Raw genomic sequence first — 22,456 nt, 5'->3', positions numbered from 1 at the left:
GATCAGCCTTCGGCGGTCTCCGAGCCGGAAAGCGGCGCCTCGGCCTGCGGCGGGCCGTCCACGGTGACCGGGACGACCGCGACGGCGCAGGACGCGTGCTGCAGGATCGATCGGGTGACCGAGCCGAGCCGGCCGTGCCCACGCGCGCCGCCGACCACCATCAAAGCCGCCTCCTTCGACAGATCCAGCAGGGCGTCTTTGGCCGAGGCGGCCACGAAGTAGGTGTGCACCGACACCGCCGGATGACCGGCCCGCCAGGGCTGCAACCGCTCCAGCATGTCGTCTTCGGCCGCCGTCGTGATGGCCCGCGTGTCGGGCACCAGCGGCATCGGCGCGCTCCACGCCATCGGCTGCAGATGCCCGGCGTGCACCGCCACCAAGGGCAGCCGGCGCAGGTCGGCCTCGGCGAAGGCGAAAGCGATCGCCGCATCGGGCGTGTGCCCGGTCATGCCCACCACCACGGCCCCACGGTGCCGCGGGACCGGAATCGGACCGGGTCCGCGCACCACGACCACCGGGCAGCGCGCCTCCGCCGCCACATAGCCGGCCACCGACCCCACGACGGCGCGGGCCAGAGCGCCCATCCCGCGCGATCCCACCACGACCAGCCGCGCGTGCGCCGACAGCTCCACCAGCCGCTCGGCCGCGGCGCCCTCGTACAGATCGGTGGTGACCTCGGGGATCGCGCTGCACGAGCGGGCGCACTCACCCCCGTGATACAGCACGTGCTCGGCGGCCTTGCGCAGGTGCCCCTTGGCCTCCTCGTCGGCCGGGCCGTAGGGCCACCGCCAGGCGTGCGCCACCGTCAGCGGCAGCTTTCTGAGCTCGGCCTCGTCCATCGCCCATTCCAGGGCCTGCATGGAGAAGTCGGAGCCGTCGTAGCCGACGACGATGTCGTGGGAATCGGTCATCGCTCTCACCTCCTTCCCAGGATCGGCGGCAGAGGCCTCGGCACGGCAGGGCGGAAGGTCCCACCGGCGTGGGACCTTCCGCCCTCTTTTCCGCTGCCGCCGTCATCGGGAGCCTGACCGGTGAGGGTGCCGTCGCCGACCGCCTCCCCCGAGGATCAGGACGCCACACTGGCGGCCAGCACCAGGCTTGCCGCGCCGCGCGCGTGGCCGCTGTCGTCCCACGGCCGGACTTTGATCTCCAGACCGGGTAGCGCCGCGATGATCCCGTCGTCGACCGCGCGGTGGAAGCCCGGCGCGAGGTACGGCCAGAGCACATGGCTCTCACCGATGACCGTCAGCGCCCGTACGGCCAGCACGTTCACCACGCCCGCCGCCGCTTCGGCGGCGAGCGCGTAGTCCGCCACATAGGCGTCGACGCAGCCGCGCCGCCCGCACACGCATTCGGGACCGCCCGGGCCGGTCGGCACGTGCCCGAACTCGCCCGCCACCCCGTCGGGCCCCCGATGCACCCGGCGATCCAGCACGATGCCCATGCCGACGCCGTCACCTATCGCCAGCACCAGGAAGTCGTCGTGGTCGCGGCCGGTTCCGAACAGCAGCTCACCCGTGGTGGAGGCTCTGGTGTCGTTGTCGATCAGCACGGGAACCGGCAGCCGCGCGGCGAGCGGCGGCCGCACCGGCATGTCCGCCCAGCCCAGGCGAGGCGACAGCCGTACCGTCCCCGTGCCGGGATCGATCACCCCGGGCACGGCCAGGCCGATGCCCAGCACTCGCGAACCGGTGGCCGGATCGCTCAGCACCTCCTCGCACGCCGTCGCGAGCTGCCCCACGGGGTCGTCGGCCGGTGAGAACGGCCGGGTGAAGCGCCGTACCTCGCTGCCGTCGAGCCGCATGAGCACGCCCATCAGGTGATCGGGGTGCACCCGCAGGTCCAGGGTGTAGGCCGCGTCGGCCACCACTTCGAGCGGCACCCTCGGCCGCCCCCTACCGGTGACCCGCGGCGGCAACTCGCGCAGGAAGCCCAGTTTGATCAGGCGGCGAGTGTGGTCGGTCACGGTGGCGGCGCCCAGGCCGAGCCGGGCGGCGATCTGTGACCGGTTGAGCGGCTGCGACCCGGTCATGGCGAGGATCTCCGCCTTGATCAGATCCTCCCGGTACGGAGGTAGGGGCATGGAGGCGACGCGCGGTTTGGGCACCTCGTTCGGCTACAACCGCGCGGAGGACGGCACGTACCTCATCGGCCCCGTCGAGCTGGTGCACCTCCTGGTGGACACGGTCGCCAAGAACGGCAACCTGCTGCTCAACATCAGTCCCCGCGGTGACGGCTCGCTGCCCGACGAACAGGTGGACCGGCTCCGCCGTCTGGGAGCCTACTGGGGCGACGGCCCCGCGGAGATCTCCGCGGACGGCACGGTCGCCGTCCCTCCTGCTCTGCGTCATCTGCCGGCCGCCGTCCTCACCTTCCCGCCGGCCACCTGACCGACGGGAAGGCCCCGGCCAGGGGGTGAGATCGAGCGCCGGGCCGGAAGATACGGATCACGGTGCGCCGACACCGTCGGGACCAGCACGCGCGGGTTCGATGCGGGCGAGAAGGGCAACGGCCGCAGGCGGTTCATCGTGACCGACACCCTGGGGCTGCTTCTTGTGGTGTGTGATGGCCGCGTCGGTTCAGGGCCGTGACGGGGCCGATGCGCAATGGTGTCTCATGAGTCCGACGACACAACCGCTGGGAACGTGAGGCCACACGCCGACCTCACAGTTCGGCGCGCCGTCTCGTCGAACCGGTGAGGGCAGCTGCGACCAAGGAGTGTCGGCGACACCATGACCACCCCATCCGAGCCAGGAGACGGCCGGCTCGATCCGGGCCTGAGCGCGATCATGAGCGAGCGGCGCCAGCTGATCAATCTCGCCTACCGGCTTCTCGGCTCCCTGGCCGACGCCGAAGATGTCGTCCAGGAGACCTACGCCCGCTGGTACGCCATGTCCCGACAGCAGCAGGAGGCCATCGACTCCCCCGGCGGCTGGCTGACGACGGTCGCCGGTCGCATCTGCCTCGACCTGCTCGGCTCGGCGCGGGCCCGGCGGGAGCGCTACGTGGGCGAATGGATCCCGGAGCCGCTGCCCGAGCGTACGGAGTGGATCAGCGGGCGGCCGGGCGGCACCTCGGCCGACCCGGCCGATCGGGTCACTCTCGACGAGTCGGTCAACATGGCCTTCCTCGTCGTGCTCGAATCGATGACCCCGGCCGAGCGCGTCGCGTTCATCCTGCACGACGTCTTCCGCTACCCCTTCGCCGAAGTGGCCGAGATCGTCGGCCGTACCCCGGCGGCCTGCCGCCAGCTGGCCTCCTCGGCCCGCCGTCGCATTCGCGCGTCGCAGGCTCCCGCGACTCCGGCCGCCCAGCGCGCCGACATCGTCAGAGCCTTCAAACAGGCCTGGGAGGCCAAGGACATCGACGCCCTCATCGGCCTCCTCGACCCCGACGCCACGATGATCGCCGACGGCGGCGGCCTCGTCAGCGCCCTGCTCCGCCCGATCGAAGGCGGCGAGCAGATCGCGCGCTACGCCCTGGCCATCACCGGCATGGCACCCGACCTGACGATCCTGGAGCGTACGGTCAACGGTCAGCCCGGTCTGGTGACTCAGCAGAACGGCGTCACCATGGCGGTGGCGGCGTTCGAGGTCGCAGGCGACCGGATCACGCACATCTGGGCAGTACGAAACCCGGACAAGCTCCGGCCGTGGACGGCGGGGCGAGAGGACTAGGACCAACCAGGACGCGCGGCCGTCGAAGCAACCCGACCGTTACAGCGTGCGATGCTTCGCAACGGAACGTAGATCCACTCGTGCTACCGGCAGAGACCGTTGATCGAGTGATCTACATCCTCTGGTGCGCGAAGATCGGCGGTTACTTCGCGTGGTCGCCGACTCTCCTTGGTGCAACCGCCCTCACCGGTTCGACCGAGACGGCGCGCCGAACCGTGAGGTCGGCGCGTGGCCTCACATTCCCAGCGGTTGTGTCGTCGGACTCATGAGACACCATCCAGCACGCAGGAAAGCGTCCTGGTCGTCATCGTCGCCGTCTTCACCCGTCCCACAGCCGTCAAGGAGTCACCCGTGTTCTTGCGCGTCGCGATCATCCTGCAGACCTTGGCCCTCTTCGCCGCGCCGATCACCGCCGGACTGTTGTTGTCCTCGCCCGGCGGACGAACATTGCACAGTGTTTCGGCGTACGGGGTGTTCGCCGCGGCGCTGTCGCACCTGGTCACCGCGATCTTGGTGTGGCGGCCGGGCGGCGGCTCGCCCAGGCCCATCCTGTACGCGGTCGGGTTCTTGGGGCTCACGCTGGCGCAGATAGCGCTGGGCATCGCGCACGTGAAGACCCTGCACGTCCCATTGGGCGTGCTGTTGTTCGGCATGAGCGTCCTTCAACTCAGCCGGGTCTCGGCCGACCGCCGCACTCACGTGCACCCGACCACCTTGATCACCTCTGAGCTGGACGCGACGACGACACGCCCATCGTGACCAGGCCTTCTCATTGCCCGTGAACGAACTGATCGCCGGTCCGTCAGCGGTGGATGGGAGCGCCGGCGAACCCCTCAACGCAAAGTGACATTTCGATGACAGGGGAGCAACTCCGGTTCCGGGCCGACCACGCCTTGCCCGGAGCTGATGCAGAAGACACGGCCCTGGTCGAGCGCCGCGGCACACCCCATCACCCCATGGTCGCTGCGCATCGAGATGTAGGCGCCGCTCCCGTCAGGTCTGAGCGCGAAGACCGCCGCCGGGTCCAGCCGGGACACGTGTGAAACCGGCCATGAGTCGATCTTGTTCAGGGAGGCGGCGACCGCTCGCTCGGTTCGTCGCCCGCAGGCTGCTCGGCAGCCCGCTGATGCTCTGATGGGAACCTGCTCCAGTTTCCTTCCGATCGCGCAGATTACAGCCTGGTTTGGTAGAAAGTCACCCATGAACGACAACCCGCGACCCGGGCGGAAACCCCTGGTGAGCGTCCTGGCGGCCGGTGCGGTGTTCGGCGCGGCCACCTCCCTGGTCAACGCCGTGGCCCAGCTTTCTGTGGATCTGGAAAGCCGGGAAGCGACGACCAGCGGGTGGTCGGTCATGGAGATCGTGAGCGTGCTGCTGGACTCCGGGTGGGCATGGGCCGGGTTGGCGGTGCTGGCGGGATCGTTGGCCACCCGCGCCAGGCAGAGGGGCCTTGGGGCCCGCACACCGGCCCGGGGCGCCGTGGCCGGCGTGGTGGCCCTGCTCGCCGCCACGGCGGCCTACTACGCCGTGGACACGGTCGTCCACGGCGTCTCGCTTGGCTCCTACGGGCTTGACACGGTCTACTGGTGGGTGGCGAGTGTTCTGTTCGGTCCGATTCTGGGCGCCATAGGGTCATGCGCCAGGCAGCCGGGAGCGATCGGTGTGCTCGCAAAACTGACCGTGCCGGTCGGTGCGGCCGTCCAGATGGTCGTGATGCCACCGGGCAGAAATGAAGTGATCATGACCATCGGGCAGTGGGTCGTGTGGACGGCGGCTGCCGTGAGCATCGGTGTGGTGGCCGTCCGCTTCCCCGGCGTGCGGCGGCAACGGAACTTCTCCAGGGGGGCGGAGTCGCCGTAGAACCTCGGCCGGCAGGCGAGTCGTACGTCCGAGATTAACGCCATCTCGGAAGTGCACTCCCGGTTGCGACTTCCGAGATTCCGCGATTCCGGCCTCCAGAAGGCGGCGGATCCGCTTCCGAGATCACGAAGCGCCCAGCCGGCGCCTGCCCCACCCTGCCCTCGAGGTCGTCCGCCTCGGCGTCGACGACGTCCAGCCGTCGGCGCGGCCTTGAATTCCGGCGTTCCCACTCGGTCATGAAATCTCCACAAGAAAGGGCCGGGTGGCGGCAGCCACCCGGCCTGAAGGAAACCGGTCAACTCTCGGCGGCCTTCTTCAGGTGCTGGAGCCAGGAGGTCAGCGAGACCTGGAGGCTCGCGCGCATGCCGTCGACGTCGGCCCGGATGGGCTCGCCGTCCCAGGACTCCTCGGTGTGCACGTGGACCACGCCGTCCTCCTCGCCGAAGGTCCACTGGTGGATCCCGTCGATGCCGTGGGCGGGGCCGCCCCACAGGGTGCGGTGGGGGGCCTCGACGGCGTAGACGGTGGAGGCGATGTCCAGGCCGAAGGTGCTCCAGTGGAAGACGGAGCCCTCCTCGACGGAACCGGTGGCGGTGGTGATGTCGGTCTGCCAGGTCGGCCAGTTGCCGACGTCGGTGTGCAGGTTCCAGACCCGCTGCAGGGGGGCGTCGATCTCGATGCTGACGCGTACGACGACAGCAGCCCGTGTGTCGATTCCGGTGATCACTTCTGGTCCTCGATCCAGTGTCCGTGGATGCCGGCGGGCACCCGGCGGGGCAGTTCGACGGCGGCGACCGTGCTCATGTCGCCCGCGTTCAGCACGAGCAGCTCGGAGGCGTTGGCCGTCAGGTCGCTGACGATGGTGAGCAGGTAGCCGTCGTCCTCGGCCGTTCCACCGGCAGCGGGGACGAAGACGGCCTCGCCGGGCATCCGTCCCTCCCCGTGCGCGAAGAACTTCTGCTGTCCCGTGGCGGTATCGAACTTGACGGTGTGGTGGCCGTGCAGCCCGGCGCCGGGGAAGGCGATGGCGTAGCTGTAGCGGTTGGCGACGCCGGTGTAGACGTCGTTGATGGCCGGGAACTCGCTGATCAGGTCGTCCAGCGATTCGTCCACGGCCTTGCCTGTGGCCGGGTCCATGATCCAGCGGTGGAAGGTGGAACCGGCGTCCAGGGTGGGGCCGTAGCCCGGTGCGCCGACCCACCACTTCCAGGAGGTCTCCCAGGCGGACCGGTCGAAGCGCGGCCCTTCCAGGACGACTCGGCCCATGGAGTCGACGTAGGAGTTGGTGACGTGCAGGATCGCCGCCTGGTTGTCGATGTCGAACCAGGTGACCTTCGCCGGCCCGGTCCGCGGCATGACGCCGATGCGGAAGGGCACGTCGTCGTGCCAGCGGTACGGGATGCCCGAGTGCTCGGCGTGGTCGAAGACGACGGGCGAGTTGATGAAGACGGCGTGCTCGCGGGTGATGGCGAAGTCGTGCATCAGGGACGGCCCCGACCCGTCGACCACCGTGGTGCGGATGATCTCGCCGGCGGCGTCGGCGACGTGGTAGGTCAGGTAGGGCGGGAACGGGCTGTAGGAGAAGAAGTGCAGCTCGCCGGTGACCTGGTCCTCCTTGGGATGGGCGGTCATCGCGCTGGTGAGCTTGCCGCCGAAGTCGTAGGGGCCGATGGTGTCGAGCTCGGCGCTGACCTCCCAGGGCAGGTTGGCCTCCTGGAGTGCCAGGTAGCGGCCGCCGTGGAAGATGATGTTGGTGGCGGCGGCGCTGACTTCGAGCTCGGTCCCGGTGAACGGCACGTCGTCCAGGTACGGGGTCTTCACCCAGCGGTTGCGGTACCACTCGGCGCGGCCCTCGGTGAGGCGGATGCCGTGGAGCATGCCTTCGCCCTTGAACCAGTGGCTGGGGGTGATCCCGGGCTTGGGGTTGTGGCCGTTGCGGAAGTAGCGGCCGTTCAGCTCGGGCGGCAGGGTGCCGCGCACGGTCAGTTCGCGGGCGGTGATCTCGTCGGTGACCGGGGTGAAGTGGCCGGTGATGTACGGCACGGGCAGCTCGTTCATGACAGTCATGCCTTTCGGCTGGTGAGAACGGTGATGAGCAGGGTGAGAACGGTGCAGGCCAGGAAGGCTCCGCCGTACGGAGGAAGAAGAGTCAGGAAGGACAGACCGATCGCGCCGCCTATCTGCCGGGTGGCGTTGATCAGCCCGCCGGCCAGCCCGCTGTCCTCGACGGGCACTCCGGCCGATGACATCGCGGTGAGCTCGACGAAGGCCACGCCCAGCCCGGCGCCGATGAGCATCGAGGCGGCGATGAGCGGGAGCAGGTCGGTGGGTGAGGTGGCCAGCCACGCCAGCCCTCCGGCCGGCAGGACCAGGCCGACGGGCAGGACGGCCCGGCTGCGCAGCTTGGGAGCGGCCCAGGAGGTCAGGGTGATCGTCAGGGCGAGCGGTAGCTGGGTGAGCCCGGCTTCCATGGGCGTGTAGCCCAGCTCCCGCTGCTGGTAGAGCGGCAGGAAGTAGAACAGCCCGAGCCAGACCGCGCCGAGCAGCGCCATCAGGATGTTGGGCCAGGCGACGATCGCCATGCGGCCGGGCAGCAACGGGTCGGGGGAACGCCGCTGGAGCACCACGAACAACCCGAGCAGCGCCAGGCCGAGCAGGGCAGCGGGCCAGAAGCTGGACAGACCGTAGGTGAGGGCGACCAACCCGGCGGTCACCGTGACCGCGCCCTGCACGTCCAGCCGTCCGCCGCGTGGCTGGTCAGGTGTGACCAGACGCCACGTGGCCACCAGCACGATCAGCGTGAGCGGCACCAGCACGTAGAACACCGAGCGCCAGCCGTACAGGCCGGTGAGCAGGCCGCTCAGCAGCACGCCCGCCGCCCCGCCCGCGCCGGAGACCGCACCCCACACGCCCAGCGCGGTGCCGCGGCGTTTCCCATCGGGATACAGGGTGAGCGCCAGGGCGAGAGCGGTCGGTGCCAGGAGCGCGGCTCCCACTCCCTGGACAGCCCTGGCCCCGATCATCAGGACCGCGTCGGGAGCCAGGGCCGCGGCCAGGGAGGAGAGGGCGAACAGGCCGGTGCCGACCAGGAAGACACGGCGCAGGCCGTACACGTCACCGGAGCGGCCACCGAGGAGCAGGAGCGCACCGAAGACCAGCACGTAGGCGTTGACGACCCACGACAGTCCCGCGGCCGACAGCCCGAGGCCGGCGCGGATCTGCGGGAGGGCCACGTTGACGATCGAGGTACTCAGTACAACCACGAACTGCGCAGTGGCCAGGACGACGAGGGGCGTCCAGGTGGTGGTCCGTGTCTTCATGTCCATCACCCTCGCAGCGGGGCAACGCCGCTCGCGTCGGTAGTTTTCGCCTATATAGGCGACATCGCCGACCCCAGGCTGGGGTAGTTCCTAGATTCGTTACGGCGCGGGTGCCTACTTTTTCAGGCATGCTCCTGACATATATGGACAAGCTGATCGGTAGGCAGGACGAGATCGGGCGGCTCGACGCCTTACTTCAGGCCGCCGGAGAGGGCGACGGAGGCGCCCTGGTCGTGCGCGGGGAGCCGGGCATCGGCAAGAGCGCCCTCCTTCGGCACCTGGAAGAGTCCGCCGAGGGTTTCCTGGTGATGCAGGCGTCGGGCGCGGAGTTCGAGATGGAGCTGCCGTTCGCCGCGCTGCACCAGCTCTGCGCGCCGGTCCTGGGCAAGGTGATGGCGCTGCCGCCACCGCACCGCAAGGCCTTGGAGGTCGCCTTCGGCCTGGACACCGGCACGCCCGATCCGTTCCTGGTGGGGGTGGCCACGCTGGGGCTGCTGGCCGAGACCGTGCGCGAACGCCCGCTGCTGTGCGTGGTCGACGACGCCCAGTGGCTCGACCACGCCTCGGCCAAGGCGCTGGCCTTCCTCGCTCGCCGGATCTCGGCCGAGCGCATCGCCATCGTGATCGGAGTCCGGACGCCCAGCAGCCTGCCCGAGGTGCCCACCCTGGAGCTGCGTGGTCTGGGCGAGATGGACGCTCGCGCGCTGCTGGCCGCCGCGATCAGGGCACCGCTGGACGTACGGGTGCGCGACCGTATCCTGGCCGAGGCCCGGGGCAATCCTCTCGCGCTGCTGGAACTGCCCCGCAGCGCCGGACTGACCGGGATGGCGGGCGGGTTCGACCTGCCCCCATCCGGGGTGATCGAGCAGAGCTTCCGCGCCCGTCTGGAGATCCTGCCCCCGCAGGCTCGGCTGCTGCTGACGGTCGCGGCCGCCGACCCGGTCGGTGATCCTGGGTTGCTGTGGCGAGCGGCCGAGTTCCTGGGCATCGAGCAGGCGGCCACCGCTCAGGCGGCCTCGCTGGTCGAGTTCGGGACCCGGGTCCGTTTTCCGCACCCGCTGGCGCGATCGGCCGTCTACCAGGCCGCTTCCGTCGAGGACCGGCTGCGGGCGCACGAGGCGCTGGCCGCCGCGACCGACCCCGTCGCCGACCCCGACCGCCGGTCCTGGCATCGCGCGCAGGCCAGCGCCGGAGCCGATGAGCAGATCGCCGCCGAGCTGGAGGCTTCCGCCGCCCGCGCACAGGCCCGCGGCGGGATCGCGGCTGCGGCCGCCTTCCTCGAACGCGCCGCCGCCTTGACGATCGCCCCGGACCTGCGCGTGGAACGGGTGCTCGCCGCCGTCCAGGCCAAGCTGTCGGTCGGCGCCTTCGATGAGTCGGCCGAGCTGCTCAGCACCGTGCCGGGCGACGACCCCCGGGTCGACCTACTGCGCGGCAGGTTGTCCTTCGTGCGCCGGCGGGGCGACGAGGGACCCACGACCTTCCTGCTGCGTGCCGCCGCCCGGCTGGCGGGCACGGATCCGGCGCGGTCGCGGGCCTGCTACCTGGACGCCATGGAGATGGGCATCCTGACCGGCGGTCTCGACCACGTCGTGGACGCCGCCCGCAAAGCCCCCTCGGTCGACTCACCGACGAGCTCCGATGTGGTACTGGACGGCATTGTCAGCCTGTCCACCGAAGGGCATCGGGCCGCGGCGGGCGCGTTGCGGCCGATCGTCGGCGACGTCGACGACCAGGTGTGGACCACGCGCCCGTCGATGGGTTTCATGCTGGCGGTGGAGCTGTGGAACTACGACTCCCTGCACGGCATCGCGGCGCGGGCCGTGGCCGCGGGCCGCGAGTCCGGGTCCTTCCACATGCTGCCGATCGGCCTGGCGATGCTGGCCGCCGCGACCGTGCACGGCGGAGGCTTCGGCGCCGCGATGGAGATGATCTCCGAGGAGGAGGCGATCGCCGAGGCCACCGGAGCCGCTCCGCTGGTCTACCCGCGGATCCATCTGGCCGCGCTGCGGGGACGCCGCAAGGAGGCGCTCGAGCTGTTCGCGTCGGTGGGGCCGTACATGTCCCTCAGCGTGCAGTGGGCGACAGCCGTACTCAACAACGGCCTGGCCGACTACCCGGCCGCGCTGGAGGCGGCCCGGCAGGCCGTCGCCCACGGCGACCTCGGGCCGGCCGGCATGGCGTTGCCCGAACTGGTCGAGGCCGCGGTGCGCTGCGGCTCCGCTGACCTGGCCGAGTCGGCGCTGGCCCAGCTGCGCGAGCGCACCACGGCTGGCGGGCAGGCGTGGGGGCTGGGAGTGGAGGCCTACTGCCGGGCCCTGGTGACCGAGGACGAGGACGCCTACCGGGAGGCCGTCACGGTGCTGGAGGACAGCCGGATGGCGCTTTACCGGGCCCGGGCGCACCTGCTCTACGGGGAGTGGCTGCGCCGGGAGGGACGCCGCCGCGAGGCCCGCACCGAGCTGCGGATGGCGCACGAACTGCTGTTTGACCTGGGTGCCGAAGCCTTCGCCGAGCGTGCCGCCGGAGAGCTGCGGGCCACGGGCGAGCACGCCCGCAGCCGTTCCGCTCAGGTCTCCGACCAGCTGACCATGCAAGAGGTGCACATCGCCCGCCTGGTCGCCGACGGCGCGACCTCCAAGGAGGTCGCCGCCAAGCTGTTCCTCAGCCCGCGTACGGTCGACGCGCACCTGCGCAACATCTTCCGCAAGCTGGGGCTCAGCTCACGCAAGCAGCTGCGCGACCTCCCCGAGATCCGTTAGCCGCATCGTGGTGGCCGCGACCTCGTGGGCGTTCATCGACTCCACGGGGCCGGGCCAGGCCAGTCCGTATTTGGCGCGGTAGGCGCCGGAGACGCGCTGGACGAGCTCCGGGTCGTTCACCGGTTCCAGGCGCGCGGACTGGACCGCCCCATCGATCTCGACCTCCGTGTCCGCACTTTTCAGGACGCGGCGGTACCAAAAGCTCCGCGTGCCGAAGGCGGAGCGCACGTAGGCCTCTCCGTCGATCTCCACGACCCAGATCGGCCGGGCCGACCAGCGGCCGTCCGCGTGCCGTACCCGCATCACGATCTCTGTGAGGTCTGCAAAGGCGCCCATGAGGGCAACCGTCCCGCGCCAGGGGCCTGGTCCGCGTCGGTGATGGTCGCCTAGTGCCGGATCGGGCGACGTTTGCCCTGTTGCGGTGTGACGCGCCGTCCGGGTGCTGTGCCGGACGGCGCGTGGTCGTCGCCCTGGCCGGGTGGCGGAACGAGTCCATGTACGCGAGATCGACGATGACGAGGGCGGACGGCTGCTACGGATCATCCGCAGGGGCACTGGGGCGGTGGTGACCTGGCGGCGGGCCCAGATGGTGCTACTGTCCGCGCAGGGCATGCCGGTGGCGAAGATCGCCGAGGTGTCGTTCACCGGCGACGACCGTCGTCGCCGAGGCGAACGTGGCCTGATACGGCATCAGTCGGCCTGAAGAACGAAGAACAGGAAGCACAGGAAGGCCCCCGAAGGCCTGTCCGCGAAGACGTCGGGGAACAATTCGCGGGCGCCCGGTGCGGGAAACGGTTCGCTGATGACGGCGATCCGGAAGCCGGCTGCGGTGAAGGCGTCGGTCATCGCGTGCAGCGGCCGGCGCCAGAAGCTCATCAGGGCGCTGTGCCCGCCGAGGGTCCATTCCTGGGAGTACTCGCGGGTCGCGAAGTAGCCGGCGCCGGGACCGGCCTGCAGGTAGTCGGCGAAAGGGTGATTAACGGACACGATCAGCCGGCCGCCGGGTGTCAGCACGCGCCGCAGTTCGGCCAGCGGTGCCGTCCAGTCCTCCAGGTAGTGCAGGACCAGGGACGCGACGACATCGTCGAACGCGGCGTCGGGGAACGGCAGCGGGCTGCCCAGATCGGCGAGGTGCAGGGCAGCGCCGTCGCCGAGCCGCTGCCGGGCCAGCTCCAGCATCTTGGCGCTGGAGTCGAAGCCGGTCACGATGGCGCCCCGCTCGCGCAGTGCCGCGGACAGAGGGCCAGAGCCGCAGCCGGCGTCGAGGATCCGCCGGCCGGCCACGTCACCGGCCAGATCCAGCATCGCGGGCCGCTCGTAGTAGGCGTTGAGGAGGCTGGTCTCGTTTTCGGCCGAATACGCCTCGGCGAAGCTGTCGTAGTCATTGGGCACAGCCCGCTCTGCGGGCCCGGCAGAACCCTCGGGAACGGGACGGATCCACGACGGCTGCGTGGGCGCTGCGGTGTCCGCCTGCCCGGCAGAACTCTTGGGAGCGAAAGTCATGCGGGCGATCCTGGCACGCTCGGCCTGTCCGGCATCGGGTGTTTCACGATCGTCCTGCGCCCCATGGGTGCCGATTAGCGCCACACAGGGCAAACGTTCCCTGACGCGGCACTAGCGTTGCTTGAGGCGGAGTGCTTCTTTGCGAGCCTCGGCGTGGAGGGACCGCTCGCGCTCCAGCCACGCCGGGTTCTCCGCTTTCAGCGCATCGATCTCAGCGGTGGTGAGCGGTCCGGTGATCCCACCTCTGATCAGGCCGGCAATGGAGACCCTGAGCTTCGCGGCGATGACCTGCTTGGTGTGCGGGCCGTTGCGGCGCAGGTCAGCGAGCCAGGCGGGTGGCGTCGACTGCAACTCGTTCAGCTCGTCCCTGGAGACGACACTCGCCTGGAACTCGGCGGGAGTGGCCGAGAGGGGGACACCCAGCTTCTTGGCCGCGGTCGCGGGCTTCATTGTCTGGATGGTCTTCGGTTTGGGCGAGGTCATGGCATCAAGAGTAGTCAGCCGGAACAGGTTCCCTTGACATCGGTACCCTGAGGAAGTGACTGATGGAGAGACCGGCAGGATGTTTCGACTGGCGTACGTGCCCGGGGTGACACCCGCGAAATGGGTCAACGTCTGGACCGAGAGAATGCCCGGCGTGCCGGTTACCCTGGTCGCGGTTCCCGCCGACGAGGTGGTGGGACTCCTGCGAAGCGGCGGCGCCGACGCCGGATTCGTCAGGCTGCCGGTCGACCGGGACGGGCTCAGCGTGATTCCTCTCTACGTGGAGACCACGGTGGTCATGGTGCCCAAGGACCACGCGGTGGCCGCTGTCGACGAGGTGGCCATCGCCGACCTTACCGACGACGAGGTGTTCCATCCTCTGGACGACACCATCGAGTGGACGGTCCGGCCTGGGCTGCCCGCGTTCACCCGCCCGGCCACGACGGCGGACGCGGTCGAGCTGGTAGCGGCCGGTACTGGGATTCTCCTGGTTCCGCTGTCGCTGGCACGCCTCCACCACCGCAGGGATCTCACTTACCGGCCGGTGCCGGACGCGCCGCAGTCTCAGGTTGCGCTGACCTGGCCCACGGACGCGACCACTGACCTGGTGGAAGATTTCATCGGCATCGTCCGCGGCCGGACGGCGAACAGCTCGCGGGGCCGTACCCCCGCCTCCCCTGCGGAGAAACCGGCACAGCGGCAGGCACAAAAACCCGCACAGAATGGCTCCGGTCGCCGGGCCGTGCCGGCCAGCCGTAAAAGGAAGGGCCACCGGCCTCGGTGACCTGCAGACAGATGTGAAGATGCGCCGTCACCTTGACGACGTCGGAGAAGTCGAGGCCGCGGGCGGCGAGCAAGGCGCTGAGGTTGCGCAGCACCTGTTGTGTCTGCTCGGTGATGGTGTCGCCGACGACCTCGCCGGTGGCGGGATCGTGTGGCCATCGCAGCGGGTGGCCACTCAGGGAACCGGCTGAGGTCGGCAAGGCGGCCGTTCTCCTTGTACAGACCGGCCGAGGCGTTAAGCCCGGTAGGTGAACGCCGGTCACGGCGGCCCTCACGCATTCGTGAGATGGGGAGGGCCGCCATGACCGGACAGGCACGGGCAGCCGTTCAGATACGGGGTAGCCGCACCACCACTGAGTGTTCTGCCCTCGGAACCGACCTTGGCCGAACACTTCCGGATAGCCCGTAGCACCGTCCGGCGCGGCCTGGCCGTACTGGAGAACGAAGGACTGATCACCACGTTGCCCGGCAAGGGGCGTGTGGTCAACTATCCCGGCCAAGAGACGAGTCCGGCTACCGGTATCAGGCGATAGCGAACGACCTGCGTGAGCAGATCCACTCGGGAACGTGCGTAGCCGGTGCCCGATTGCCGAGTGAAATGGCTATGCGCAGGCATTACGGCGCCTCGCGCAACACGGTCCGCCAGGCGTTCGACGAGCTCAGAAATGAAGGGCTGATCGTGGCAGCGCACGGCAAGGGCCGATTCATTCGATTCGCACCGAAGTGAGATGTCCTGGGACGTCTGCTGGTCGACACCGGACTGCACTACTCGACGGGCCCGCCACCTGCGCGACGTCCAGCAGGCCGACGGCACGCTCGTCCGATTGATCGCGCATCATTCGTGTGCGGTGAGGCGACCGAGCGTGGCCTGCTGGGGGCGCTGAACGCCGAGTTCGACCAGGAGCGTCCGGAGTTGGTGGCGGCGCTGACCTATGCCGACATGACCACCAGCCCGGACTGCCTCCCTCTGGAGGTTCTCGACCGGCTCGCGGAGATCCACTCCCGCTACGGTCCTGAGCACCTGGTGAGCCGCTCGATCAGCAACGCGACTCCGTGCATCACGGCGGCCGTGCACGCCGTACAGGCCGCGTTGAAGCGAAACCGACCTCGACGGCGGAGCAATCCAGATCACCTCTGGCGGTCAGTAGCCGCGGCTTTCGGCGTTCCGGCGGATCTTCGCGCTGCCGTACTCGCCACGCCGCAGGCACCCCGGACACGGGCAGGGGACCCTGCCGTGGGCGTTGGGCATGTACCGCCAGCCGGTGACCCGGTTGACGCCGCGCACCCGATGGATCTCCTTGGCACCGATCGCCCGGGGGACGAACACCTCATATCCCCGGGCGTCCTCGCATCCGGCGATCAGGGCCGCGGCTTCGGCGCTGGGAAGCTCCTGATGGGCCCGTCCATAGTGGCCCACGAACACGGGCTCATCGTCGGGCAGCCGGAAGTCCACGGCGACCATCGTGCGCCGCCCGCCGCGTCGCAGCTCCCGGCCCCACTGATGGGTGAGCTGGTAGGAGGGCAGGACCGGCAGGCAGAACAGCCCGGCCGTGCCCTCGTGGTCGCGGCTGCGGGCGCGCACGCCGGCCCGCCGGATCGAGCGGACATCATCGGCCGAGGTGAGGTGCGTGAACAACGTCATCGGGCGCGCCCTCCGGATGTCGTCTCCATCATGACCGGCACCTTACGGGCGCCGGCAAGGCACGGCCACAGGTTTCGGCTCTGGTGCACAGCCCGTCGGAAGCGGTGCGGTGAGCACGGCAGCGGGTCAGCTCACCCCGCCCACGATGGCCTTGCCCTCTCGCGCCGCCGCCGCGTAGAACGGCCCGAGGTCCTCAAACCCCTCATCGGCGCCGTCCGCCGCGTCCCGCCGAGCGGCGCCGAACCCCCATCCCTCGCCCATCAGGCCTTGCGCGACCATCGTCACCTGGCCGGGATCGAGGACGAACGCCGGGCCGTAGTCGAACTCGTACCCCTCCACGTCGTTCTCACCGTTCTCGCCGGTCGCCGCCATGAGCCAGGGATAACACTCCCGCCACTGCGCGCTCTCACGCTCGGCCTCGGCTCTGCCCTCCGCGACAGCGTTGAGAGTCCGGTAGTCACATCCGAACATGTCGGTTTCCGGCCGGAAGCCGGCGGGCGCCTGCCCGTTATCGAAGAAGATCTCTCCGATCAGATCAGGGTCCGCCCGTACGGACTCCAGCAGCTCGACATCGATCTTCGCGAGGTTCAACCACATCGACATGATCATGAATGGTAGCCGTGCCGGTCGAGGCCGAGATACGCCTGACGGAGACCTGCTCCCAACACGGCCCCGAGCATCTGGTCGGCCGCTCGACCAGCAACGCGACCCCATACGTCACCGCGGCCGTGCACGCCGTGCAGGCCGCGTTAAAGCAGCGCCAGGAATCGCTTCCCCGCCCATCTTCATGAGGCTGTGCTGCTCAAGAGATACGTATGACGCGCATAGGCCACAACGTCCTGCCGTGGAATCAGTGAGCGACCCGGGGATGATGCAGCCCAAGTTACCCATTTCCGCGATAAGGGAAGGGGTGGACGTATGTGAAACACCTACCATTCCTAGACATATGGCCTAATGTTCATCGCCATGAAGATTCGTGCGATCATGGTGGCTGCCGGGGCATCCGTCCTGCTCTTCTCCGGTACGACCAGTGCCTACGCATATCCGGTCAACGATGCCCGGGACTTGACCAACAACTCTCTTTATGCCGTCGGTAAGCTCCCCGAGGCGGCATGCGCGGAGAAACCCGCCAAGGGGAAGACCCTGGCCTCGGTCACGAAGCACGTCAACGCGGTCATCTCCTGCCTGAACGACACCTGGGGTTCCTATCTCAAGGAAGCCAACCTGCCGTTCGTCCCGACCCTGGTGGAGATGAAGGGCACGTACAAGACGGACTGCCGTGGGCGGACGCTGAGCCCGAAGAAATCAGCGGTCTTCTACTGCGGGGGACACGCCAACTTCATCGTGCAGATTCGTTCTGACTGGCTCAAGACGTCCGACGACGTTCAGATTTTCGCGCAGCTGAGCTCGGCGTACGGCGAGCACGTGCTGAACATGGTCGACATCGCCGAGGCCTACAACGCCCTGCACGCCGACGACGGCACTGAGATGTCCGAACAGCTTCGCCGCTACAACCTGCAGGCGCAGTGCATCAGCGGAGTGACCGCCAAGAGCCTGTGGTCCGCTCTCGGCTACCCCGCCAAGGACGCCGAACGCCTGGCGGAGCTGGCGAAGGCCGGGGCGGACAAGAGCAAGATCGACATATTCGGTAAGGGCGTCAACCTGGCCTACTGGTTCAACCGGGGCTACTCCACCGGCGACCCCAAGTCGTGCAACACCTGGACCGCCCCGTCTGGCAAGGTCGCGTAGCCCTTCGCGACGGAATCCTGTCGCCGCCATTTTCCCGTTCGACGGCACGGCTCTCGCTTCGCGGGCGCCGTGCCGGACGTGGATGGGTTATCCGATGTACGGACCGTCGGCCGTACCGGCCAGGTAGTGCCGGATGCGCACCTTCACTCCGGCGTCGGCCCTGTCGGTGAAGATGCGCACGATGCCGACGTCCTGGGCGATGAAGATGCCGCTGTAGACCAGGATGTCGATCTTTTCTTGGGCGGCCGAGAACAGTCGTCCCCAGGCGTCCTTGGGGACGACCCAGCGGTGGGGGTAGACGGTGACCATCTCAGTCTCGGAGATAGCAACTGTCTGAGTGGGGGTCAGCGCGTTCGGCCACAGGTAGGCCTCCTCCACGCCGAGGAGTTTGGCGACCACGAATCGATGCTTTCGGTACGGTATGCGGCCCTGGGTGATCTACCGCTCCACGGTCTTGGCGTCGACCCGGACGGCTCGGCCAGCGCATCGACGGTGGTGCCATGTTCGAGAAGGGCCACCCGCAACCGCTCGTTCGCCATCTCACCTGTCCGTAGAGGGGGACGTCCAGGGACGTGGCAATCGTAGACCGGACGTCCTGGACATGTCCCGTCCTGTAGTGATCTCGTCCCGCCTCTCCAACGCATTCTCGGTACCGCAAGGCAGTGCCGACCGCGACGAGAGGAGAGACGACAGTGATCAAATACATCGGGTCGATCGACGAGATGCCCGTCTGCGAGTGCGGTGCGGTCGCGGAACAGGGGCGGTTCCTCTACCGCGAGTGCCGGGCGCGGGACCGCTGGGTGCACCGTCAGACGGCCCAGCGCGGGACGACCACGAGGAGCGGGCAGACCCGGCGCCCGGCCAGCCGCCCGCGCGGCGTCGTCGAGGCGGAGGTGATCTGGACGTGACCGCGATCCCATTGATCATCGGCCTGGTGCTCGGCATCGCCGTAGCCGCCGGCTACATGCTCGTCCTGGTCGGGATGCGCCAGGAGGATCGGCGGATGCGCCTAGGCGACATCCCGCCGAGCAGGGCGGCGGGGCTGGCCCGGCGGGTCACCGGCTGCCATGTGCGGGGGTGAACGCGCTACTCGCGCTCGGCGGGCTGGGATTCCACGCGTTCCAGCCGCTGCGAGAGGTCTCGCAGCGTGGCACGGATCTCGGTGAGCTCGTCGGAGGCCGGCGAGGCCGGGGCGGCGATCGGCTGGTACTACGACCTGGGCATCCAGTACCTGCGGATGATCTTCTCAGGCGTCTTCGACCGGTTCCCCGACCTGCAGGTGATCGCCGGACACTGGGGCGAGGTCGTCATGTTCTACCTCGACCACACCGGATTCTTCGCCCAAGTCGGCGGCCTTCAGCGGCCGCTCGCCGACTACTTCAAGCAGAACTTCTGGGTCGCCGGCAGCGGCACCAACAGCCCACGCTACCTGCGCTGGACCGCCGAGGTCATGGGCACCGACCGGATGTTGTATTCCACCGACTACCCCTTCACCTACGGCTTCCGCCCCGGCGGCTTCCCCTATGTCGACACCAGCAACGGCGCCGCCCGCTCCTTCCTGGAGGACGCGCCTTTCACCGACGGGCAGAAGGCCGACATCGCCCACCGCAACTGGGAACGCCTCACCGCCCGCACGACCCAACGCCCGGCGGCCCGCCCGTAGAATCCTTCTTTGATGTACGTGATAACGGACTATTATCACGTACGTGAGCGATCACGGCGGCGCGGCGACCAGGAGAATCCCTCGCCGGGGCGGTGCGCGACTCCGGCACGTTATCCGGTACATCATCTGGGTCGGCGCAACGAGCATCGCCCGGCCTTCGGCATGAGCGCCGCGCCGAAGGTCACCGCCCTTCGCGGTGGAGGCCGTCGCGCCGCGACATCCCGCTGCGGGAGAAAACGCTGTGGCGGATGCTGTACGAGACCGCGACCCGGGCCGCCGAGATCCTCGCGCTGAACGTCGACGACCTCGACCTGGAGCACCGCCGCGCCCCCGTCCGCTCCAAGGGTGGCGCCACCGAGTGGGTGTACTGGGACAGCGGCACCGCCCACCTGCTGCCCCGCCTGATCCGCCTCCCCGACGGCAGCACGCGCACCCACGGGCCGCTGTTCCTGTCCGAACGCCGCCCGGTCCCCGCCCGCCGCCCGGCGGCCACCGACATCTGCCCGCACACCGGCCGCGCCCGCCTCGGCTACGACCGCGCCCGCGTCCTGCTGGACACCTACGCCGGGCTCGACCTGCACCAGCTGCGCCACAGCGCCGCCACCCACCTCGGCGAGGCCGAAGTGCCGCTGCAGCTCATCATGGGCAAGACCCGCCACAAGAACCCCCGCACCGCCATGCGCTACGTCAAACCCGGCGCCGAAGCCATCGCCAAGATCACCGAGGTCCTGGCACCCCGCCGCCGTACCCACTGACCAACTGAGTGGCGGCTCGCCGGAGCTATAGGAGTTCTGGGCCTATTCGGATCGACCGATGACCGCGAATTGCACCTTTTGGGTAAATGTCGTTTTTTGGTCAGGTCTTTTTGGTCGGGCGGATGCCGCCGTACCGGTGGGAGATGAGGCACATCCGAGGTCGGCCTGGGCAGTGCCTGGGACACGGCCGAGGAGGCCGCCGAGCGCCCGGCGCACACCGCTGGAACGTTGAAGGCCGGGCTGACACATCCGAGTTACTCGGAATGCGCGAGGACCTCTGTCGTACGTCCGGTCTTCCCAGCCCAGGGCGATCCATGGACGGGCGGGAAGCGGGTCACCCCTTGAGCGTTGGGCCTTCGAGCGATACCGGTGTCCAATCAGCGGTTCGGACCAGTTCCCTCAGCCCGACGCTTGCCGGTAGGAGCCGCATCGCGGTGTTGCGCACCAGGATGACCAGCCTGTTCTCCAGCTGTGCTCCCATCCGCCCCACCCGGTGGGCGTTGCGCGCGACGGCCTGGGTTCGCGGTCGCCGCGCGTGATCGTAGCGGGCGAGCGCGGAGGCCGGATCGGCTCCGGCTCGCAGCTCGGCGGCAAGGACGACGGCGTCCTCAAGCGCCATGCCAGCCCCCTGCCCGAGGTGTGGCTGCATCGCGTGGGCCGCGTCTCCGATCAGGACCGCCCTGCCGCGGACATAGCTCGGCAGAGGATCGGCCAGGTGGAAGATGTCGTGGCGGAGCACGGCCTCGGGAGGCGTGGCCGCGAGCACGGCTGGGATCGGATCATGCCAGGAGCCGAATCGCACCCGTACTTCTCCGAATTCATCGGCGTACCGCGTGCCACGTGAAGCATTGACCAGGGCGTGCCACTCTATTCGCCCGCCGGTCAGCGATGAGAAGCCGAACTCCATGCCACGGCCCCAGGTCTGATCGATGCCCTGCGGGGATTCGACAGGTTCGCTCGTCACGCCCCGCCAGACGGTCGCGCCGCTGTAGACCGTGCCAGAATGCTCTGGCCACATCTGTGACCGCACCCAGCTGTTCAGCCCGTCGGCGCCGATGACGATATCCGCGTCGAGTACGGCGTCGCCGTCCGAGGTGGTGAAGCGGACGCGGGCTCCCGTGCCGTCCTGCTCCAGCGCCCTGATCAGCGCGCCCGACACCAGGGCGTCGGACGGCAGGGCCTGGCGCAGCACATTGTGCAGCTCGGGACGGAGAAACGAGTAGACCGCCGTCCCCAGCCGGTCCTCGATGGCGGCGCCATCCATGGGTGTCAGCAGCCGGCCCGATGGGGCGACGATCCTGCCCCCGGGCTGGCGGCACCCGACGTCGCGTACGGCAGCGCCCACTCCCAGCGTGTCGAGCGCGCGCAATCCGTTGGCCAGCAGCGAGATGCCCGCCCCGATCGCCCCGAACGCGGGAGCCCTCTCCAGCACTGTGACCCGCCATCCGATGCGCCGCAGCCCGACGGCGGCGGCCAGCCCCGCGATACCGCCACCGATGACAACCGCTGATCTCTCGCCCATGGCACTCCTTCTACATTTGTAGAAGAGCATACTACTACGCATGTAGAAGGCGAAGGGAAGGCAAGAGATGATGGAGCGCCGGGATCGCCGCGCCGTACTGGCCGACGCGGCCATCGAGCTGGTGGCCGCGCGCGGGATACGCGGGCTCACCCATCGCGCGGTCGACGCCCAGGCAGAGATGCCCCCCGGCACCACCTCGGCCTACTACCGGACGTGGAAAGCCCTGCTCACCGGGCTGGTACGGCGACTCGCCGACCTGGACAGGATCGACCTGGAACGCCGTGCCCTGGCAGCGGAAGGACCACTCCTGGGGGGACCACAGGACATTCCCGCGATCGAGGACATTCCCGTGACCGCCGCCGAGGTGAACCGTCTGGCCGAGGCCACGGCCGCGGTCATCGACCACTGGCTCAGCGCGGGCCGCACCCGTACACTCGCTCGCCACGTCTGCATCCTTGAGGCCGTCCATGACCCCGAGTTGCGTGAACTGCTGACCCCGCACAACGACGCTGCGCGAGCATCGGCGAGCGCGTTCCTGGCTCGTGCCGGAGTTCGGGACACCGACCGCCGCAGTCGCGACTACATCGCATGCGTCGACGGACTGATCCTCGACCGCCTCGTCGGCGTGGGAGCGTCCATCGCGCCACTGCCCGGCACTCAGGAGAGCAGAGACGGCCTCCAGCAGAGCATACGCTCGCTGCTGGAGGCCATGATCCGGCCGGAGGGAAGCCGATAAG

At 69.1% G+C, this 22,456-nt stretch carries 27 protein-coding genes and 2 pseudogenes; 16 read left to right on the top strand and 13 right to left on the bottom strand.

Features of this window, described 5'->3' with window-relative positions:
• Nucleotides 1-2 precede the first annotated feature (2 nt).
• A complete protein-coding gene (locus tag ACQPYK_RS16455) occupies nt 3-911 on the bottom strand; it encodes a universal stress protein (RefSeq protein WP_433256115.1) in 909 nt (302 codons plus the stop codon).
• 155 nt (nt 912-1,066) lie between these two features.
• Complete coding sequence (locus ACQPYK_RS16450) at nt 1,067-2,083, bottom strand: ROK family protein (protein ID WP_433256113.1); 1,017 nt, start codon at nt 2,081-2,083, stop codon at nt 1,067-1,069.
• Between ACQPYK_RS16450 and ACQPYK_RS16445 the strand changes: the two genes are divergently transcribed.
• The 5 genes and pseudogenes from ACQPYK_RS16445 (at nt 2,082) to ACQPYK_RS16425 (ending at nt 5,537) form a co-directional block, all read left to right on the top strand.
• A complete protein-coding gene (locus ACQPYK_RS16445) occupies nt 2,082-2,390 on the top strand; it encodes an alpha-L-fucosidase (RefSeq protein ID WP_433256112.1) in 309 nt (102 codons plus the stop codon). The genes ACQPYK_RS16450 and ACQPYK_RS16445 overlap by 2 nt on opposite strands.
• Nucleotides 2,391-2,456: 66 nt before the next feature.
• A pseudogene (locus tag ACQPYK_RS16440) lies at nt 2,457-2,595 on the top strand (IS5-like element ISFal3A family transposase); the annotation flags it as partial.
• A 137-nt stretch (nt 2,596-2,732) separates the two neighbouring features.
• The gene (sigJ, locus tag ACQPYK_RS16435; protein ID WP_433256111.1) at nt 2,733-3,677 is read left to right on the top strand and encodes an RNA polymerase sigma factor SigJ; all 945 of its coding nucleotides are present in this window, start codon (nt 2,733-2,735) and stop codon (nt 3,675-3,677) included.
• Between the two features lie 351 nt (nt 3,678-4,028).
• Nucleotides 4,029-4,436: a hypothetical protein gene (locus ACQPYK_RS16430; RefSeq protein WP_433256109.1), complete on the top strand. Its 408-nt coding sequence runs from the start codon at nt 4,029-4,031 to the stop codon at nt 4,434-4,436.
• A 441-nt stretch (nt 4,437-4,877) separates the two neighbouring features.
• A complete protein-coding gene (locus tag ACQPYK_RS16425; protein WP_433256108.1) occupies nt 4,878-5,537 on the top strand; it encodes a hypothetical protein in 660 nt (219 codons plus the stop codon).
• Nucleotides 5,538-5,832: 295 nt separating this feature from the next.
• Here ACQPYK_RS16425 and ACQPYK_RS16420 read toward each other — a convergent pair whose 3' ends face one another.
• The 3 genes from ACQPYK_RS16420 to ACQPYK_RS16410 are packed head-to-tail and all read right to left on the bottom strand — an operon-like array spanning nt 5,833 to nt 8,857.
• The gene (locus tag ACQPYK_RS16420; RefSeq protein WP_433256106.1) at nt 5,833-6,264 is read right to left on the bottom strand and encodes an SRPBCC family protein; all 432 of its coding nucleotides are present in this window, start codon (nt 6,262-6,264) and stop codon (nt 5,833-5,835) included.
• On the bottom strand, nt 6,261-7,595 hold the full coding sequence (locus ACQPYK_RS16415) for a carotenoid oxygenase family protein (protein ID WP_433256104.1): 1,335 nt from the start codon (nt 7,593-7,595) through the stop codon (nt 6,261-6,263). The genes ACQPYK_RS16420 and ACQPYK_RS16415 overlap by 4 nt, the downstream gene beginning before the upstream one ends.
• A 5-nt stretch (nt 7,596-7,600) precedes the next feature.
• Nucleotides 7,601-8,857 carry an MFS transporter gene (locus ACQPYK_RS16410; RefSeq protein ID WP_433256102.1) on the bottom strand — a complete coding sequence of 419 codons (1,257 nt, stop codon included), beginning with the start codon at nt 8,855-8,857 and terminating at the stop codon, nt 7,601-7,603.
• A 128-nt stretch (nt 8,858-8,985) separates the two neighbouring features.
• On the opposite strand from ACQPYK_RS16410, the gene ACQPYK_RS16405 reads away from it, so the two are divergent.
• On the top strand, nt 8,986-11,619 hold the full coding sequence (locus ACQPYK_RS16405; RefSeq protein WP_433256100.1) for an AAA family ATPase: 2,634 nt from the start codon (nt 8,986-8,988) through the stop codon (nt 11,617-11,619).
• Here ACQPYK_RS16405 and ACQPYK_RS16400 read toward each other — a convergent pair.
• Nucleotides 11,581-11,955 carry a DUF2255 family protein gene (locus ACQPYK_RS16400; RefSeq protein WP_433256098.1) on the bottom strand — a complete coding sequence of 125 codons (375 nt, stop codon included), beginning with the start codon at nt 11,953-11,955 and terminating at the stop codon, nt 11,581-11,583. The genes ACQPYK_RS16405 and ACQPYK_RS16400 overlap by 39 nt on opposite strands.
• A gap of 142 nt (nt 11,956-12,097) precedes the next feature.
• Between ACQPYK_RS16400 and ACQPYK_RS16395 the strand changes: the two genes are divergently transcribed.
• On the top strand, nt 12,098-12,322 hold the full coding sequence (locus tag ACQPYK_RS16395) for a hypothetical protein (protein ID WP_433256097.1): 225 nt from the start codon (nt 12,098-12,100) through the stop codon (nt 12,320-12,322).
• Here ACQPYK_RS16395 and ACQPYK_RS16390 read toward each other — a convergent pair.
• Nucleotides 12,310-13,122 carry a methyltransferase domain-containing protein gene (locus ACQPYK_RS16390; RefSeq protein WP_433256095.1) on the bottom strand — a complete coding sequence of 271 codons (813 nt, stop codon included), beginning with the start codon at nt 13,120-13,122 and terminating at the stop codon, nt 12,310-12,312. The two genes, ACQPYK_RS16395 and ACQPYK_RS16390, sit on opposite strands and share 13 nt — an antisense overlap.
• A gap of 111 nt (nt 13,123-13,233) precedes the next feature.
• Complete coding sequence (locus ACQPYK_RS16385; RefSeq protein ID WP_433256093.1) at nt 13,234-13,605, bottom strand: DUF5997 family protein; 372 nt, start codon at nt 13,603-13,605, stop codon at nt 13,234-13,236.
• 55 nt (nt 13,606-13,660) lie between these two features.
• Here ACQPYK_RS16385 and ACQPYK_RS16380 point away from each other — a divergent pair, with 55 nt between their 5' ends.
• Nucleotides 13,661-14,389: a LysR family substrate-binding domain-containing protein gene (locus tag ACQPYK_RS16380; protein WP_433256092.1), complete on the top strand. Its 729-nt coding sequence runs from the start codon at nt 13,661-13,663 to the stop codon at nt 14,387-14,389.
• A gap of 28 nt (nt 14,390-14,417) precedes the next feature.
• On the opposite strand, the pseudogene ACQPYK_RS16375 reads toward ACQPYK_RS16380, so the two are convergent.
• A pseudogene (locus ACQPYK_RS16375) lies at nt 14,418-14,651 on the bottom strand (Rid family hydrolase); the annotation flags it as partial.
• A 117-nt stretch (nt 14,652-14,768) separates the two neighbouring features.
• Here ACQPYK_RS16375 and ACQPYK_RS16370 point away from each other — a divergent pair.
• On the top strand, nt 14,769-14,921 hold the full coding sequence (locus ACQPYK_RS16370; RefSeq protein ID WP_433256091.1) for a DeoR family transcriptional regulator: 153 nt from the start codon (nt 14,769-14,771) through the stop codon (nt 14,919-14,921).
• Nucleotides 14,918-15,115 (top strand): winged helix-turn-helix domain-containing protein, encoded by a 198-nt coding sequence (locus ACQPYK_RS16365; protein WP_433258818.1) that lies wholly within the window; start codon nt 14,918-14,920, stop codon nt 15,113-15,115. The genes ACQPYK_RS16370 and ACQPYK_RS16365 overlap by 4 nt, the downstream gene beginning before the upstream one ends.
• Before the next feature lie 414 nt (nt 15,116-15,529).
• Here ACQPYK_RS16365 and ACQPYK_RS16360 read toward each other — a convergent pair whose 3' ends face one another.
• Together ACQPYK_RS16360 and ACQPYK_RS16355 are read right to left on the bottom strand one after the other, a co-directional pair.
• Nucleotides 15,530-16,030, bottom strand: coding sequence for a hypothetical protein (locus ACQPYK_RS16360; protein ID WP_433256090.1), 501 nt, complete (start codon nt 16,028-16,030; stop codon nt 15,530-15,532).
• Nucleotides 16,031-16,156: 126 nt separating this feature from the next.
• Complete coding sequence (locus tag ACQPYK_RS16355) at nt 16,157-16,633, bottom strand: hypothetical protein (protein ID WP_433256089.1); 477 nt, start codon at nt 16,631-16,633, stop codon at nt 16,157-16,159.
• 363 nt (nt 16,634-16,996) lie between these two features.
• Between ACQPYK_RS16355 and ACQPYK_RS16350 the strand changes: the two genes are divergently transcribed.
• Nucleotides 16,997-17,779: a neutral zinc metallopeptidase gene (locus ACQPYK_RS16350; RefSeq protein ID WP_433256087.1), complete on the top strand. Its 783-nt coding sequence runs from the start codon at nt 16,997-16,999 to the stop codon at nt 17,777-17,779.
• 87 nt (nt 17,780-17,866) lie between these two features.
• Here the strand turns inward: ACQPYK_RS16350 and ACQPYK_RS16345 are convergent, their stop codons facing one another.
• Nucleotides 17,867-18,178 (bottom strand): hypothetical protein, encoded by a 312-nt coding sequence (locus tag ACQPYK_RS16345; protein WP_433256085.1) that lies wholly within the window; start codon nt 18,176-18,178, stop codon nt 17,867-17,869.
• 293 nt (nt 18,179-18,471) lie between these two features.
• Between ACQPYK_RS16345 and ACQPYK_RS16340 the strand changes: the two genes are divergently transcribed.
• From ACQPYK_RS16340 to ACQPYK_RS16325, 4 genes are all read left to right on the top strand, one after another.
• Complete coding sequence (locus tag ACQPYK_RS16340) at nt 18,472-18,687, top strand: hypothetical protein (protein ID WP_433256083.1); 216 nt, start codon at nt 18,472-18,474, stop codon at nt 18,685-18,687.
• Complete coding sequence (locus ACQPYK_RS16335; protein ID WP_433256081.1) at nt 18,684-18,860, top strand: hypothetical protein; 177 nt, start codon at nt 18,684-18,686, stop codon at nt 18,858-18,860. The genes ACQPYK_RS16340 and ACQPYK_RS16335 overlap by 4 nt, the downstream gene beginning before the upstream one ends.
• A gap of 66 nt (nt 18,861-18,926) precedes the next feature.
• Entirely contained in the window at nt 18,927-19,442 is a 516-nt protein-coding gene (locus ACQPYK_RS16330; RefSeq protein ID WP_433256080.1) for an amidohydrolase family protein, read from the top strand.
• 92 nt (nt 19,443-19,534) lie between these two features.
• Nucleotides 19,535-20,197 carry a tyrosine-type recombinase/integrase gene (locus ACQPYK_RS16325; protein WP_433256078.1) on the top strand — a complete coding sequence of 221 codons (663 nt, stop codon included), beginning with the start codon at nt 19,535-19,537 and terminating at the stop codon, nt 20,195-20,197.
• A 334-nt stretch (nt 20,198-20,531) separates the two neighbouring features.
• Here the strand turns inward: ACQPYK_RS16325 and ACQPYK_RS16320 are convergent, their stop codons facing one another.
• Complete coding sequence (locus ACQPYK_RS16320; RefSeq protein WP_433256076.1) at nt 20,532-21,719, bottom strand: FAD-dependent oxidoreductase; 1,188 nt, start codon at nt 21,717-21,719, stop codon at nt 20,532-20,534.
• Nucleotides 21,720-21,786: 67 nt separating this feature from the next.
• Here ACQPYK_RS16320 and ACQPYK_RS16315 point away from each other — a divergent pair, with 67 nt between their 5' ends.
• Nucleotides 21,787-22,455 carry a TetR/AcrR family transcriptional regulator gene (locus ACQPYK_RS16315; RefSeq protein ID WP_433256074.1) on the top strand — a complete coding sequence of 223 codons (669 nt, stop codon included), beginning with the start codon at nt 21,787-21,789 and terminating at the stop codon, nt 22,453-22,455.
• Nucleotide 22,456: the final 1 nt, after the last annotated feature.

Source organism: Streptosporangium sp. CA-135522, assembly GCF_050949235.1.
Lineage (GTDB): Bacteria > Actinomycetota > Actinomycetes > Streptosporangiales > Streptosporangiaceae > Streptosporangium.
The sequence above is the reverse complement of the archived record's forward strand: the minus strand, read 5'-3'. Positions and strand labels throughout refer to the sequence as shown.